General features: G+C 72.9%; 13 protein-coding genes, 1 tRNA gene and 1 pseudogene. 8 read left to right on the top strand and 7 right to left on the bottom strand.

Annotated elements, in window-relative coordinates; translation table 11 throughout:
* The first annotated feature begins 199 nt into the window (after window positions 1-199).
* Window positions 200-1,318: a globin domain-containing protein gene (locus ACGFIZ_RS00005; RefSeq protein WP_393413712.1), complete on the top strand. Its 1,119-nt coding sequence runs from the start codon at window positions 200-202 to the stop codon at window positions 1,316-1,318.
* A 115-nt stretch (window positions 1,319-1,433) separates the two neighbouring features.
* Here the strand turns inward: ACGFIZ_RS00005 and ACGFIZ_RS00010 are convergent, their stop codons facing one another.
* The gene (locus ACGFIZ_RS00010) at window positions 1,434-2,963 is read right to left on the bottom strand and encodes a peptide deformylase (protein WP_393413715.1); all 1,530 of its coding nucleotides are present in this window, start codon (window positions 2,961-2,963) and stop codon (window positions 1,434-1,436) included.
* 341 nt (window positions 2,964-3,304) lie between these two features.
* Here ACGFIZ_RS00010 and ACGFIZ_RS00015 point away from each other — a divergent pair, with 341 nt between their 5' ends.
* A complete protein-coding gene (locus tag ACGFIZ_RS00015) occupies window positions 3,305-4,090 on the top strand; it encodes an IucA/IucC family C-terminal-domain containing protein (protein WP_393414802.1) in 786 nt (261 codons plus the stop codon).
* Window positions 4,091-4,209: 119 nt separating this feature from the next.
* Here the strand turns inward: ACGFIZ_RS00015 and ACGFIZ_RS00020 are convergent, their stop codons facing one another.
* The gene (locus ACGFIZ_RS00020; RefSeq protein WP_393413718.1) at window positions 4,210-6,075 is read right to left on the bottom strand and encodes a hypothetical protein; all 1,866 of its coding nucleotides are present in this window, start codon (window positions 6,073-6,075) and stop codon (window positions 4,210-4,212) included.
* Between the two features lie 210 nt (window positions 6,076-6,285).
* On the opposite strand from ACGFIZ_RS00020, the gene ACGFIZ_RS00025 reads away from it, so the two are divergent.
* Entirely contained in the window at window positions 6,286-6,996 is a 711-nt protein-coding gene (locus tag ACGFIZ_RS00025) for a class I SAM-dependent methyltransferase (protein WP_393413721.1), read from the top strand.
* A 94-nt stretch (window positions 6,997-7,090) separates the two neighbouring features.
* On the opposite strand, the gene ACGFIZ_RS00030 is transcribed toward ACGFIZ_RS00025, so the two are convergent.
* Together ACGFIZ_RS00030 and ACGFIZ_RS00035 are read right to left on the bottom strand one after the other, a co-directional pair.
* Complete coding sequence (locus ACGFIZ_RS00030) at window positions 7,091-7,624, bottom strand: YbhB/YbcL family Raf kinase inhibitor-like protein (RefSeq protein ID WP_393413724.1); 534 nt, start codon at window positions 7,622-7,624, stop codon at window positions 7,091-7,093.
* Between the two features lie 130 nt (window positions 7,625-7,754).
* Window positions 7,755-8,042 carry a hypothetical protein gene (locus ACGFIZ_RS00035; RefSeq protein WP_393413727.1) on the bottom strand — a complete coding sequence of 96 codons (288 nt, stop codon included), beginning with the start codon at window positions 8,040-8,042 and terminating at the stop codon, window positions 7,755-7,757.
* Here ACGFIZ_RS00035 and ACGFIZ_RS00040 point away from each other — a divergent pair.
* The gene (locus tag ACGFIZ_RS00040; protein ID WP_393413730.1) at window positions 8,041-8,397 is read left to right on the top strand and encodes a hypothetical protein; all 357 of its coding nucleotides are present in this window, start codon (window positions 8,041-8,043) and stop codon (window positions 8,395-8,397) included. The genes ACGFIZ_RS00035 and ACGFIZ_RS00040 overlap by 2 nt on opposite strands.
* A gap of 245 nt (window positions 8,398-8,642) precedes the next feature.
* A pseudogene (locus tag ACGFIZ_RS00045) lies at window positions 8,643-9,380 on the top strand (class I SAM-dependent methyltransferase); the annotation flags it as partial.
* Window positions 9,381-9,463: 83 nt separating this feature from the next.
* On the opposite strand, the gene ACGFIZ_RS00050 reads toward ACGFIZ_RS00045, so the two are convergent.
* A tRNA-Ser gene (locus ACGFIZ_RS00050) sits at window positions 9,464-9,550 on the bottom strand.
* A 249-nt stretch (window positions 9,551-9,799) separates the two neighbouring features.
* On the opposite strand from ACGFIZ_RS00050, the gene ACGFIZ_RS00055 reads away from it, so the two are divergent.
* The gene (locus tag ACGFIZ_RS00055) at window positions 9,800-10,777 is read left to right on the top strand and encodes an NAD(P)H-quinone oxidoreductase (RefSeq protein WP_393413733.1); all 978 of its coding nucleotides are present in this window, start codon (window positions 9,800-9,802) and stop codon (window positions 10,775-10,777) included.
* Window positions 10,778-10,779: 2 nt separating this feature from the next.
* Here ACGFIZ_RS00055 and soxR read toward each other — a convergent pair whose 3' ends face one another.
* On the bottom strand, window positions 10,780-11,229 hold the full coding sequence (gene soxR / locus ACGFIZ_RS00060; RefSeq protein WP_393413736.1) for a redox-sensitive transcriptional activator SoxR: 450 nt from the start codon (window positions 11,227-11,229) through the stop codon (window positions 10,780-10,782).
* Window positions 11,230-11,285: 56 nt separating this feature from the next.
* Here soxR and ACGFIZ_RS00065 point away from each other — a divergent pair, with 56 nt between their 5' ends.
* Window positions 11,286-12,014, top strand: a complete 729-nt coding sequence (locus ACGFIZ_RS00065) for a transketolase (RefSeq protein WP_393414805.1) — start codon at window positions 11,286-11,288, stop codon at window positions 12,012-12,014.
* 5 nt (window positions 12,015-12,019) lie between these two features.
* On the top strand, window positions 12,020-12,910 hold the full coding sequence (locus ACGFIZ_RS00070; RefSeq protein WP_393414808.1) for a transketolase family protein: 891 nt from the start codon (window positions 12,020-12,022) through the stop codon (window positions 12,908-12,910).
* 17 nt (window positions 12,911-12,927) lie between these two features.
* Here the strand turns inward: ACGFIZ_RS00070 and ACGFIZ_RS00075 are convergent, their stop codons facing one another.
* Window positions 12,928-13,635 (bottom strand): glycosyltransferase family 2 protein, encoded by a 708-nt coding sequence (locus tag ACGFIZ_RS00075; protein WP_393413739.1) that lies wholly within the window; start codon window positions 13,633-13,635, stop codon window positions 12,928-12,930.
* Window positions 13,636-13,719 lie beyond the last annotated feature (84 nt).

A 13,719-nucleotide genomic window follows, 5' to 3' on the forward strand; every position in this document is an offset into this window, starting at 1 on the left:
TGGAGTGACTCACCTCAATACCGGAACTCCGCTTCTGTTTGCCTGAGCGACACACCCCTCGACAGCCGCCACAACGCCTTAACCGAGCGACGTTGGGACTAGCGGGCGGCATGAGGTGGTCGCACATTCTGTGCGACCGGTGGACACGCTCCGTGGACATTCTGTGGGTGCCCGATGCGCCGGCAGGAGGAGGACGCCCATGGACAACTTCGCGCGGTTGCTGAAGGAGAGCTGGGCCCTGGTCGAGGGGGACCGGGATCGGCTGGGCGAGTACTTCTACGCCCGGTTGTTCCTGCTCGATCCCACGTTGCGCCAACTCTTTCCGGCGGAGATGGCCGGCCAGGGCAACCGTCTCCTGGACGCGATCGTCACCGCGATCCAGGTGGTGGACGACGTCGAGAGCTTCGAGGAGTACCTGCGCTCTCTGGGGCGGGACCACCGGAAGTACCACGTCGACGCGGGGCACTACCAGACCGCGGGGATCGCGCTGCTGGACGCGCTGCGCACCACGGCCGGGGACGGCTGGAACCTGGAGTACGACCATGCGTGGCGGGACACGTACGCGGCGATCACCGAGAAGATGGGGGCCGGGGCGGCGGCGGACGAGAACCCGCCGTTCTGGCACGCCGAGGTGCTGACCCACGAGCGGCACGGCCCGGACACGGCCGTGCTGACCGTCCGCGCCCTCCAGCATCCGCTGCGCTGGCGGGCCGGGCAGTACGTGAGCGTCGAGGCGCCCCGGCACCTGCCCCGGGTCTGGCGTACGTACTCGGTGGCGAACGCGCCGAACGACGACGGCGTCCTGGAGTTCCACGTCCGGACGCCGCCGGGGGCGGGCTGGCTGTCCGGGGTGCTGGTCCGCCGGACGAAGCCCGGTGATCTGCTCCGGGTGGCCGCACCGATGGGGTCGATGACGGTGGACCGCTCCTCGGAGCGGGACATCCTCTGCGTGGCGGGCGGGGTGGGGCTGGCCCCGATCAAGGCTCTGGTCGAGGATCTGGCGACCTGGAACCGGACCCGCTGGGTGCACGTCTTCTACGGCGACCGGCGGGCCGAGGACCTGTACGGGTTGGCCGGACTGCGGGAGCTGGTGGCCGCCCATCCCTGGCTGTCGGTGACCCCGGCGTGCAGCCAGGACCCGGACTTCGGGGGCGAGCAGGGCGACGTCGTCGAGGTGGTCAGCCGGTACGGCCCGTGGACCACCCACGACTGCTACGTCGCGGGCTCGGCCCGGTTGGTCCGGAACACGCTGCAGGCGCTCGCCGGGGACGACGTCCCGCCCGCGCACGTCCGGTACGACACGTTCGGCGAGTTGTAGCGGCGCCCACGCGGGCGGCCGAGCGGTCGGCATCGAAAGGCTTTCCTCCCCCCGAAAACCGGGTCGCGTGCCCCTGCCCCCTGGGGCACGCGACCCGGTCCCCGCCGGCGTCGGGTCAGTACCGCCAGGGGTTGCCGGTCTCGCGGTACTCCTCCACCGGGACCAGCGGCACGCCCGGCGTCATCCGGTCGACGTACAGCCGCCCGTCGAGGTGGTCGATCTCGTGCGCCACGAGCCGGGCCATGGCGAACTCGAACGCGGTGATGACGCGGCTGCCGTCCCACTGGGTGTGCTCGACGCCGATGCGCAGCGGCCGGGGCACCAGACCCCGGTGGTCGAAGAAGGAGAGGCAGCCTTCGTACTGCTCGTCGGCCTCAACCGACGACTCCACGACGCGGGGGTTGAGCAGCACCACGGAATCGGCCGCGCGGTCGGGTGGACGTACGACGGCGGCGGCCCAGGGAAGGCCGAGCTGCGGGGCGGCGATGCCGACGCCCTTGCTGAACGGGTGCAGCTCGTCGAGGCGGACCAGCGCCGAGCAGAGCCGGTCGACCACCTCGCGGGCGGTCGCCTCGTCGGCGGGCAGGTCGAACCGCCGGCTGGGCTGGCGCAGCAGGTCGGCGCCCCGCTGGACGATGCCGAGGGCGCGCATCCGGTCGCTGGCCCGGATCCGGTCGCCGCCGGCCGGCCCGCCGGTGTCCGACTCGGGCGGGCGGCTGCGGAAGCGCCACTGCAGCCGGTACCGGGCGTTGAGCGGCGGCTCCTCGGTGTCCCAGTCGAAGAGCACCCGACCGTCGCGCTCCGCGCGGCGGATCGGGCGGCGCAGCGGGCCCTCCTCCGCCGAGAGCGAGGTCTCCACCCCCCAGACCTGGGGATCCAGCTCCGCGGGGAGGTCCAGCCGGACCGCCAGGCGTCGGGTGGGCAGGCGTACGGCACGCTGAAACCAGGGGCCCCACTTGTCCCGGCCCACCTGGTACGTGTACTCGATGGTGACCCGGTCACCGGGGTAGAGCGGGAACCGCCCCTCGTCGTTCTCGAAGAGCAGCCAGATCTCCTTGAACGCGTCCCGGTCGTGCTTGGCCCGCCAGTGCATGGGCTCGGGGTCGCCACCGTCGTACCGGTGCGCCTGCAGCTGCAGCTCGGCGAACGTGAGCGGGTGTTCCCGGTGGTGCCGGTTGGAACGACCCGGGTCGTTGGGGTACCGGTCGACGGCGATCCGGACGAGGTAGCGGCTGACGGGTTCGGTGCCGGCGTTGTACAGCTCGCGGCGGATGACGCACCGGTAGCTGTCGTCGACGTAGGCGAGGGTCGCCTGCTCGCGTTCGACGATCAGGCCGGTCCCCGGCGGCAGCCACTGCCCGGGGGCGGGGTGGTCGCGGTGGGGCGGGGTGGTGCGGCCGTGGCGCAGCTCGTCGTACTCCCGGAAGCGCTGCCAGATCGCGCCGCTGGCTTCCAGGACGGCCTCCGCCCGGCGGGCGAAGTCCTCCGTCGGCCGGTGCCGGCGCCCCTCGACGTGGCTGACGTACGACGGGTCGAATCCCATCATCGTGGCCAACTGTTTCTTGGACAGCCCCCGCTCGGTCCGGTGCCGGGCCAGTTCGGCCGCGAACGAGTCGGCGGCCCGCTCGGTGGGAGAGGTCGTCATCGGCTTCCTCAACGCTGGGGAGTACCAGTCTCACGTTCCGTACGCAGAGCCGCACAAAACTGGCACCTTCTCGACACTCACCTTGACAATTCGGGCGCCCATGTCACCGCATCCGGCTCCCGCGCCCGCGCCCGTCGTTTCCCGCACCCCCCACCGGGTAGTACGCGGGCGCGCATGTCGGGGACCGCGCGGGCGGGGCGAGCGAGCCGCCGGCGTACGGAGTGACCCACGCCTCCGCCTCACACCGAGGTGAGGCTTCCCTTATCTTCGCGGCGGTGGTTAGGCTAGCCTTAGCTCACGGTCCAGAGGTGCGGCGGGGGGAGATCCTGGTGACAGCGGTGATGCCCGGGCGGGTGACCGCCGCCGCGCCGCTCGCCCCGGTGACCGCCACCATGCGCACGATGTTCGGCACGGACGACCTGCCCGGCCTCGCGCCCGGCCTCCTGGTGACCGACGACCGGTTCCGCTGGGCCCCGGCCAGCACGCTGGTCGACGGCAGCCGGCTGCCGGAACTGCTGGACGCCGCCGCCCTGCGCTGGGGCGGCACCCCGCACGCCTGCGCCGCCCTGGCCTGGAAGTCGTACAGCTACTGGCTGTCCCTGCCGGTCGTGCTCGGCTGGGCGGCGGCCCGCCGGGTGCCCCTGCTCGACCCGGCCGACGTGCTGATCCACTTCGAGGACGACCGCCCGCTGGTGAGCATCGGGCTGCGACGCTCGACCACGGTCGCGGTGCTCCCGAACGACCCGCTGGCGCTGGCCGGGCTCCCCGAGGTCCGGGTCGTCGCCGACGAGGCCGAGCTGCTGGCCGCGCTGCGCGGCTCCCTGCTCGACGCCCATCTCGCCCCGATGGTCGCCGCGATCCAGGCCGAGGTCCGCATCGGCGCCCGTACGCTGCTGGGCTCGGTGGCCTCGGGCATCGCGCACGGCGTGCTGCGCGCGGCCGACGCGCTGCCCGGCACCGCGGCCCGGCACGTCGAGACGCTGCTCGGCGCGCTCGACCTGGCGGACCTGGTCGAGCTGGTGCCCGGGCCGGCCGGCGAGCCGACGGTGCAGCGGCGCACCTGCTGCCTCGCCTTCACCCTGCCCGAGCCGAAGGTCTGCCAGGGCTGCTGCCTGCGCTCGGCCTGACCCGGGCAGCCGGCCTCGGGCCGCCGCTCAGCCTCGGGCCGCCGGTCAGCCTCGGGCCGCCGGTCAGCCTCGGGCCGCCGGTCACCGGGTCAGCGGACGCACCTCCCACGGGCCGCCGCTCACCGGGTCAGCGGACGCACGTCCCAGAGCCAGACGCCGCCGGTGTACGTCGGCTTGAGCCCGGTCAGCTCCGTCATCCCCCGGCGCAGCGCCTCGGCGTGCTTGTGCGGCCCGAGCACCACCACCCCCGCCCGCCAGTACCGCAGGTCGTCCACCGCGGCCGCCCGGGCCTGCGGCGTGATCGGCGGCACCGCACCGGTGCGCCGGATCGTGGTGAAGAAGCTGCTGGTGGGGCGCGGCGGTGCGGTGAACAGGGCGATCGGCCCCTCCGGCGCGCCGGGCCGGGTGTCGGGCCCGAGGAAGTAGCCCCGGGCGAGCGGCATGTCGAGCCCCGTCGCCGCCGACCAGCGCAGCGGGTCCGCGTAGTCGGTGTCGGGCTGCGGCAGGCTGACCACGCTGCGCCCGCCCGTCACGTACGGGCGCCAGGCGCCGGAGGTCACGAACTCGGGCACGGGGTCGAGGCGTACCGAGGGCAGCGGGGTGGGGAACGCGGGCAGCAGCGCCATCGTCAACACCGTGGCGGTGGCGAAGCGGATCTGCGGCCGGGCGGCCGGGTGCTCCCGGGCGAGCCGGCGGGCGCGTTCGGCGCCGAGCGCGAGCAGCACCCCGACCACCGGGGTGATCGCCAGCGCCCACCGGGTGGGTACCACCGAGTGCAGGATCGGCAGGTTCTCCAGCGCCGCCCACGGGGCCGGCACCCCGGTCGCCCGCCCCTCGAACTGGATCTCCCGGCCGAGGGAGAGCACGGCGAAGATCAGGCCGACCGCGGCGAGGCCGAGCACCGCGGGGCTGCGCCGCAGCCACCACACCAGCGCGCCGACCAGGATGACCAGGGGCCAGCCGAAGAAGCCGTTCTCCTCGGTGGGGTTCTTCGCCAGGTGCCGGGTGACGCGGGGGTCGCCGGCGACCGACTCGCGGGCGAACGCGGTGAACGAGGCGAGGTCGGTGCGGTAGCCCCGGATCAGCCGGGACAGCCCCTCGTACGCGCCGGGCCCGAAGAACTGCACGTACAGCGGGTACGCCAGCAGGGCCCCGGCGACCGCGGCGGCCACGCCGAGGCCGGCGGCGAAGGGTCGGGCCCGGCGCCGCAGGTCCGGCCGGCCCAGGGCCAGCGCGGCGACCACCACGCCGAGCCCGATCGCGGTCATCAGCAGGATCTCCAGGTTGACGAAGGCCTGCCAGACGACCACCAGTCCGAGCAGCACCCCGTTGCGCAGCCACCGGCCGCCGTCGGGCAGCCGCAGGGTGCGCCAGACGATCAGCGGCACCACGAACTGGCTGACGATGTTGGGGTGGGCGTTCGCGTGCGAGACCATCGCGGGCGCGAACGCGCAGAAGCCCGCGCCGAGCCAGGCCGGCCCTCGGGATCCGACCAGCACCCGGGAGAGCACGAGGTACCAGGCCGCCGCGGTGGCGATCATGCCGCCGGTGAGAAAGACCAGAAACGCCGTACGCGGCCCGAAAAGAACGGTGACCGGTGCCATTGGGAGAGAAACGGATAATACGGATGTGTTGGCCATCAGATTGACGCCGTCGGGCACATTCATCCGGTCCGAGGCGAACGGATAGGCGAAATCGGTCACGACGCGGGCACCGTGCGCCATCATCCATTCGAACAGCGCCTGGTCCGACCTGTTGTCGCGCACCCCCGCAGCGGGATCCGCCCAGAACCGGGCGGTCACCCAGAAACCCAGGAGCGCGAAGCTGAGCAGGGCGGCGGCGTCCACCCATCGACCGCGACGGGACACCGCGGACCCGATTCGCCCGCCGCCGGACGCACCGCCCCCGACGCCGCTCAGAGCGGGGGCGGCACCCGCGCCGTCCCCGGCGGCGTCGCCAGGGCGGCCCGGTTGGGGAGTAGTCATGACAATTCATAGCGTAGTCACGGAATGACACCGACGTGGCACGTTTCCGGGTACTGGCGTACTATGTGCCGGGTTCGCCGGCCTCCGATCCAGTGCCCACCCCCGACCACAATTCGGCCACCGCGGTGCCCCAATTTGCCGCCGTCCCCATCGGATGGTTCACTCTGTCGGTCCCGGGTCAGGTCGAGTCACACCGTGAGGAATCGACGCATGGCAGAAATCACTGGGGATCAGCGTGTCCAGTCGGAGGTCCTGGAGGGCCTCGCCACGGCGGTCAACCACCGTAGGTGGTTCGTGGAGCTGGCCGTCCCGTACCTCGGTGACAACCCCATCGAGATCGGCAGCGGTCTGGGCGACTACGCCCTGGAGTGGGCCGCGCGCCTGCCCCGCTTCACCGCCACCGAGGCCGACCCGGACCGGCTGGTCGCGCTGAAGGAGCGCCTCGCCGACGAGCCGAACATCGAGGTACGGCAGATGCTGCTGCCGCACTCCGAGCGCGGGGACCACAGCGCCGCGGTGTCGTACAACGTGCTGGAGCACATCGAGGACCATGTGAGCGCGCTGAGCAGCATGCGCGACCTGGTCCGGCCGGGCGGCGCCGTGATCATCATCGTGCCGGCGTTCCAGTTCGCGATGAGCCCGGCGGACATCGCCACCGGGCACGTCCGCCGGTACACGAAGAAGACCCTGGCCGCCGCGATGACCGAGGCCGGCCTGAGGGTGGAGAAGATCCACTACGCGAACGCGCTCGGCCTGATCGGCTACTTCATGGCGACCAAGGTCTTCCGGCTGATGCCGAAGGAGGGCCCGATGGTGAAGGTGTACGACACCCTGGTACTCCCGGCCACGAAGGCCGCGGAGCAGCTGGTCCGCCCCCCGTTCGGTCAGTCCGTCTTCGCGGTCGCCCGCGTCCCGTCGTAACCCTCCGCCCTCGCGATCTTGCACTTCGAGCCCCTGCTCCGCGGCATTCGTCCGCTTCGCCAGGGCCGAAAGTGCAAGATCGCGGGGCCGGGGCTCACTCCTTGACCTGATACGTGGGGCGGATGACCGCCCGGGCGAGAGTGTGAAAGGCGAGGTTGAAGCCGACGGCCGCCGGCGAGGCGCTCGGCGGGACGTCGAGGCGGTCCACGTCGACCGCGTGCACGACGAAGACGTACCGGTGCGGCCGGTCGCCGGCCGGCGGGGCGGCGCCGCCGTACCCGGTGTCGCCGTAGTCGTTGCGGACGCTGAACGCGCCGCCGAGGTCGCTCTCCTCGACTCCGCGGGGCAGCTCGGTCACCGACACGGGCACGTTGACCAGCGACCAGTGCCAGAAGCCGTTACCGGTCGGCGCGTCCGGGTCGAGACAGGTCACCACGAAGCTCTTCGTCCCGGCGGGAAAGTCCGACCAGGCCAGGTGCGGCGAGATGTTCCCGCCGCCGACGCTGCCGTGCGCGTACCGCTCGTCCATCGGCTCGCCGTTGGCCACGTCGTCACTGGTCAGCGTGAACGACGGAACGGTCGGCAGCAGCTCGTACGGGTCCGGGGCGATCGGTCGTTCCAGGGTCATCGGGGCGGCATCCTTCCAGTGGGCGCGATTTCCTGCGCCCCTTCTTACCCCGCTGCGCCCCGCGCGTCCCTCAGCTCGCCGCCGCGCGTCGCGGGGAGGCGCGACATCCGGCGGCGTCGCCCCGTCGGGCTCATACCCGGGGCCAGGTGATCCGCCCGGCGCGCAGGTCCTCGACCAGGCTGCGGACGTACGCCAGCTCGGCGTCGACGACCTGCCGCTGGTACTCGGTCTCGATCGCGAACAGCCGGGGCAGGAACCGGCCGACCTCGGCCACCTCCGCGTCGAGCGCGGCGAGCCGCTCGGTGAGGCGGGCGACGCGGGTGGTCAACGCGTCGACCGCGTCCGGTGGGGCGAGGTTCGGCAGGAACGACAGGGCGGCCGGGAAATCGGCGTACTCGCGGGCCGGGGTGGACAGCATGTCGCGCAGCCACTCGTCCAGGGTGACCCGCCCCGCGTCCGTGATCCGGTACGTGGTGCGTTCGGGCCGGTTGCCGGCGCGTTCCGTCGCTTCGACGGCCGGCCGCTGGTTCCGCGACGTCGCCGGATGGCGACGGTTCGGTGCCTGGCTTCCCTTCGGCAGCCCGCTGACGCTGGCGCTGCTGGTCACGTTCTTCGCGACGTTCCAGCCGACCGCCGACGGCGCGGAGCACGGCGTCGCCGGGCTCGTCCAGCGCCTGCTCGTGCTGGAGGTGCACGCCTGGTTCGTGGCGATCGGTTGGCTCGCGTACCGGCGCGGCGGGGCTGAGAGCATCGGCATCGCCGGGCGCCGATAGAGTGCGGCGGCATGGGCGCGATCAAGCCGTTCCACATCCTCATGCTCTGCTGCTGTCTCGTCACGTCGGCGGCGCTGCTCGGCGGGCTCCTCTGGTACGCGACGAGCCGCAGGAAGCGGGGCTAACGGCTTCCGGCTTACCGGTTGGCTCCTCAAGCACCGGAACCTATTCTCCAGGGCAGCGACGCCAGGCCACCGTGCGCGGCGTGGGGCTGGTGACGGCCAGGGAGGCGGGGCATGTCCAGCGCGCAGTTGTACGACACCATCGGAGCCACCTACACCGTGACGCGGCGCACCGAGCCGCGGATCGCCGCAAGGGTCTGGGCTGCGCTCGGCGACGCGCGGACGGTACTGAATGTCGGGGCTGGTACCGGCTCCTACGAGCCCACCGACCGTGCCGTCACCGCGGTGGAACCGTCGGCGCTCATGCGCGCGCAGCGCCCCGCAGGCGCAGCGCTGTGCGTGGCTGCCGCCGCGGAGAGCCTTCCGTTCGCGGACCAGTCCTTCGACGCGGCGATGGCTTTCGCCACCATCCATCACTGGCAGGACCCGATCGCGGGCCTGCGCGAGATGCGGCGCGTCGCCCGCCGCGTGGTGGTGTTCACGCACGACACCAGCGACAGCGGATGGCTCAATCGGTTCTGGCTTACTCGCGACTACCTTCCTGAAGCCGCGAGCCTCGTTGCCGGCCGGCCTTCGCTGACCGAGCTGGCCAGCGCGATCGGAGCCCGCGTGGAGCCGGTGCCCATCCCGTGGGACTGCGCTGACGGCTTCTTCGAGGCCTACTGGCGGCAGCCCGAGGCATACCTGGACGAGAACGTCCGGCGCGGGGTGTCGGTCTGGGCCAGGGTCGGGCCGGACGCCGAGCAGAGGGCAGTGCAGAACCTCCGTGACGACCTCGGCTCAGGTCGGTGGGCAGAGAGCAACCGCGACCTCGTCGATCTCGACGCGGCAGAGCTTGGCCTTCGCCTGCTGATCGCCTGAACCCGCCACACCCGGGTACGAGTTCCCCGCCGAAGCCCTGGGCAGTCCAGGCCCCAGCCGCAGCGGTCGACGGTGCGGAAGAGCGGAGGGTGTGGGATTCGAACCCACGAGGACGTTGCCGCCCTACCGGTTTTCAAGACCAGCGCCATCGGCCACTAGGCGAACCCTCCCGGGCCACGCCCCGGGGGACGCGACCGCTGCCTAGTCTGCCAGAAGTCGACCAGTGGGCGAGCCGCCGTCCCACCGTCGGCGCCAGGACGGCCCGAAGTGCGACACTCCGGCCGTCCTGCTGGTCACCGGTGTCGCGGCCACCGGGAAGATCCACAGTGGCCGGCCCTGCCGGCCCGCTCCGCCAGCGGACGGTGGAGGAGATTCCGGCCCCGACGTGGACGACGGGCCCGATCGGGTAAGACTGGGCCATGCGCGCGATCACCATCCCGGAACCCGGCGGACCCGAGGCACTCGTCTGGGCGGAGGTGCCCGATCCGCGGCCCGGCCCCGACGAGGTCGTCGTGGACGTGCGGGCCAGCGCGGTCAACCGGGCCGACCTGCTGCAACGGCAGGGGCACTACCCGCCGCCGCCGGGCGCGTCGCCGTACCCCGGTCTGGAGTGCGCGGGGGTGGTCAGCGCTGTCGGGCCGGACGTGACCGGCTGGGAGGTCGGCCAGGAGGTCTGCGCGCTGCTGGCCGGCGGCGGCTACGCCGAACGGGTGGCCGTGCCCGCCGGGCAGCTGCTGCCGGTGCCGGACGGCGTCGGCCTGGTCGACGCGGCGGCGCTGCCCGAGGTGGCCTGCACGGTCTGGTCGAACGTGGTGCGGCTGGCCGGGCTGGCGAAGGGCGAGACCCTGCTGGTGCACGGCGGCGGCAGCGGGATCGGCACGTTCGCCGTCCAGCTCGGCACGGCCCTCGGCGCGACCGTGGTGGTGACCGGTCGGGCGGCGAAGCACGAGCGGCTGCGCGAGCTGGGCGCGGCGCACACGATCGACTACCGGGAGCAGGACTTCGTCGAGGAGGTACGGCGGGTCACCGACGGCCGGGGTGCGGACGTCGTCCTCGACATCATGGGCGCGGCGTACCTGGCCCGGAACGTGGCGGCGCTGGCCACCGGCGGCCGGCTCGTGGTGATCGGCATGCAGGGCGGCCGGAAGGCCGAGCTGGACCTCGGCGCGCTGCTCGCCAAGCGGGCCACGGTGGCGGCCACCGCGCTGCGGTCCCGGCCGCCGGCGGAGAAGGCGGAGATCGTGGCGGGCGTACGCGAGCAGGTCTGGCCGCTGGTGTCGGCGGGTGCGGTACGGCCGGTGGTCGACCGGCGGCTGCCGATGACCGAGGCCGCCGAGGCGCACCGGCTGGTCGAGTCCAACGCGCACTTCGGCAAGGTGCTGCTCACCGTCGGCTGACCTCAGTCGGGGGTGCCCTCGGGCAGCATCAACCGGGCGCCCGCGCCCTCGCCCGACAGCTTGTCCTCCGGGTTGTACAGGGTGCAGCGCCGCAGCGACAGGCAGCCGCAGCCGATGCACCCGTCGAGGTCGTCGCGGAGATTGGACAGCAGGCGGATCTTCTCGTCGAGGCGGGCCCGCCAGGCGGTGGACAGCTTCGCCCAGTCGGCCGCGGTCGGGGTACGGGAGGCGGGCAGGGAGTCGAGGGCCGCGCGGATCTCCTCCAGGGAGATGCCGACCTGCTGGGCGATCCGGACGAACGCCACCCGGCGCAGCTCGCCGCGGGCGTACCGGCGCTGGTTGCCGCCGGTGCGCTCGGCCCGGATCAGGCCGAGGCGCTCGTAGTAGCGCAGCGCCGAGGGCGCCACGCCGCTGCGCGCGGCGAGCTGCCCGATCGTCAATGACTCCTGCATCACGTTCGCCTTGAGTTGAAGTGGACTTCAACTTGCAGGCTAGCCGCATGACAATCATGACTGCCACCGCCCCGACCCCCGCCGGCGGTCCACCCGCCTCGGCCGCCGGCCCGCCGGGGCCCGTCGCGCCGCTGCTGGAGCGGATCCGCGCCGGACGGGAGTTCGGCGCCAACGTGTACTCCACGGTCGACGTGCTCTGGGTGCTCTACGACCGGGTCCTGCGGATCACCCCGGAGACCGTCGACGATCCGGACCGGGACCGGTTCCTGCTCTCCAAGGGGCACGCGGTCGCCGGCTACTACGCCGTGCTCGCCGCCAAGGGCTTCGTACCCGTGGACTGGCTGGACGACCAGGGCGGCCCGGACAGCCGGCTCGGCGACCACCCCGACCGGCTGCTGGTGCCGGGGGTGGAGATCGGCTCCGGGTCGCTGGGCCACGGCCTCGGCCTGGGCGTGGGCACCGCGCTCGGGCTGCGGGCCCAGGGCCTGCTGACCCCCCGGGTGTACGTCCTGCTCGGCGACGCCGAACTCGACGAGGGCTCCAACCACGAGGCGATCGCGTACGCGGGCGCGGTCGGGCTGGCGAACCTGACCGCCGTGGTGATCGACAACGCCTCGGCCACCCACGGCTGGCCGGGCGACGGCGCGGCGGCCCGGTTCACCGTCAACCGGTGGACCGCCGCGACCGTGGACGGGCGCGACCACGACGCCCTGCACGCCGCCCTCACCGGGCAGGACGGGAACCGGCCGCACGTTGTCGTCGCGGTCGTACGGGACGGGGAGTGACCATGATGCGGGAAGCCTTCATCGACACCACCACGGCGCTGCTGGCCGAGCAGCCGCGCACCGCGCTGGTGCTCGCCGACATCTCGGCGGCGGCGTTCGCCCCGGCCGCCGGGCGGCACCCCGACCGGGTGCTCAACGTCGGCATCCGGGAGCAGTTGATGCTCGGGGTGGCGGGCGGGCTCGCCCTGACCGGGCTGCGGCCGGTGGTGCACAGCTACGCGCCGTTCCTCGTCGAGCGGGCGTACGAGCAGATCAAGCTCGACCTCGACCACCAGGGGGTGAGCGCGGTGCTGGTCAGCGTCGGGGCGTCGTACGACCGGGCCGCCGCCGGCCGTACCCACCTCTCCCCGGCCGACGTGGCCCTGATCGACACCCTGCCCCGCTGGACGGTGCACGTGCCCGGCCACGCCGACGAGGTGCCCGCCCTGCTCCGCGCGGCGGTCGACGGCGACGGGCCGGCGTACGTGCGGCTGTCGACGCAGGCCAACGCCCGGCCGCGCGGCGGCGACGGCACGCTGGACGTGGTGCGGGACGCGGGGCCGGGGGCACCGCTGCTGGTCGCGGTGGGACCGACGCTGGACGCGGCGCTCGCGGCCGTCGAGGGGCTTGCGGTGACGGTGGCGTACACGCACCGGCCCCGGCCGTTCGACGTGGCCGGGCTGCGGGCGCTCGCGGGCACCGAGGTGATCCTGGTCGAGCCCTACCTGGCGGGCACGTCCGCGCGGATGGTGGGCGACGCGCTGGCGGACCGGCCGCACCGGCTGCTGGCGCTGGGGGTGGGGCGGGAGGAACTGCGGCGGTACGGCTCCACCGAGGAGCACACCCGCTGGCACGGGCTGGACCCGGCGGGCCTGCGCCGCTCGGTCAGCGCCTTCCTGGCTGCACGGCTCGGCTGAGCGGCGGCTGAGTAGCGTCAGTGCTGCGAGCCGGCGAGGGAATGGCGGCGGGTGCGCTCCCGGCCGAGGATCCAGAGCGCCTCGACGCCGTCCTTCCAGGTGATCTTCTTGCCCTCCTCGCGGCCCCGCGCGCGGTAGCTGATCGGCACCTCGTACGGGCGGATGCGCCGGCGCAGCAGCTTGCCGGTCACCTCCGCCTCCATGCCGAAGCCGCGGGAGCGGACGTCGAGGGAGCGGTAGAGGGCGACCGGCATCAGCTTGAAGCAGGTCTCCAGGTCGCCGATGTAGGAGTTGAACAGGATGTTGGCCGCCATGGTGACGCCCTTGTTGCCCATCACGTACCAGAAGCTGTACGCGCTGTGGCTGCCGAAGGTGCGATTGCCGTAGACCACCGTGGCGCGGCCGTCGAGCACCGGGTCGAGCAGCTTCGGGATGTCCTGCGGGTCGTACTCCAGGTCCGCGTCGAGGATGACCATGTAGTCGCCCTCGGCGTTGTCGACCGCCGTTCTGATGGCCGCGCCCTTGCCCGCGTTGCGCTGGTGGGTGACCACGCGCAGTCGGGTGTCGTCCGCCCGGCCGAGGATCTCGGCTGTGCCGTCCCGGCTGCCGTCGTCGACCACCACCAGCTCGATCTCGCACGGGTAGTCGACCGCCAGGGCCTGCTTGAGGGCATCCGCGATGCGTTCTTCCTCGTTGTAGACCGGCATGAGGATCGAGAGCTTCACGGGAATCTCCACGGTGGCGACGACACGTCAGACCTAGCCTAGCCTGGCAGGTCAGCGAGGTGCTGCTGGCCATCGCCGGGCGTC

The sequence above is a fragment of the Micromonospora sp. NPDC048830 genome, assembly GCF_043198215.1.
Lineage (GTDB): Bacteria > Actinomycetota > Actinomycetes > Mycobacteriales > Micromonosporaceae > Micromonospora.

Excerpts from the sequence above, each read along its gene's own strand:
- ACGFIZ_RS00005 (WP_393413712.1), top strand. The coding sequence starts at position 200 with ATGGACAACTTCGCGCGGTTGCTGAAGGAGAGCTGGGCCCTGGTCGAG.
- ACGFIZ_RS00010 (WP_393413715.1), bottom strand. The coding sequence starts at position 2,963 with ATGACGACCTCTCCCACCGAGCGGGCCGCCGACTCGTTCGCGGCCGAA.
- ACGFIZ_RS00015 (WP_393414802.1), top strand. The coding sequence starts at position 3,305 with ATGCCCGGGCGGGTGACCGCCGCCGCGCCGCTCGCCCCGGTGACCGCC.
- ACGFIZ_RS00020 (WP_393413718.1), bottom strand. The coding sequence starts at position 6,075 with ATGACTACTCCCCAACCGGGCCGCCCTGGCGACGCCGCCGGGGACGGC.
- ACGFIZ_RS00025 (WP_393413721.1), top strand. The coding sequence starts at position 6,286 with ATGGCAGAAATCACTGGGGATCAGCGTGTCCAGTCGGAGGTCCTGGAG.
- ACGFIZ_RS00030 (WP_393413724.1), bottom strand. The coding sequence starts at position 7,624 with ATGACCCTGGAACGACCGATCGCCCCGGACCCGTACGAGCTGCTGCCG.
- ACGFIZ_RS00040 (WP_393413730.1), top strand. The coding sequence starts at position 8,041 with ATGTCGCGCAGCCACTCGTCCAGGGTGACCCGCCCCGCGTCCGTGATC.
- ACGFIZ_RS00035 (WP_393413727.1), bottom strand. The coding sequence starts at position 8,042 with ATGCTGTCCACCCCGGCCCGCGAGTACGCCGATTTCCCGGCCGCCCTG.
- ACGFIZ_RS00055 (WP_393413733.1), top strand. The coding sequence starts at position 9,800 with ATGCGCGCGATCACCATCCCGGAACCCGGCGGACCCGAGGCACTCGTC.
- soxR (WP_393413736.1), bottom strand. The coding sequence starts at position 11,229 with ATGCAGGAGTCATTGACGATCGGGCAGCTCGCCGCGCGCAGCGGCGTG.
- ACGFIZ_RS00065 (WP_393414805.1), top strand. The coding sequence starts at position 11,286 with ATGACTGCCACCGCCCCGACCCCCGCCGGCGGTCCACCCGCCTCGGCC.
- ACGFIZ_RS00070 (WP_393414808.1), top strand. The coding sequence starts at position 12,020 with ATGCGGGAAGCCTTCATCGACACCACCACGGCGCTGCTGGCCGAGCAG.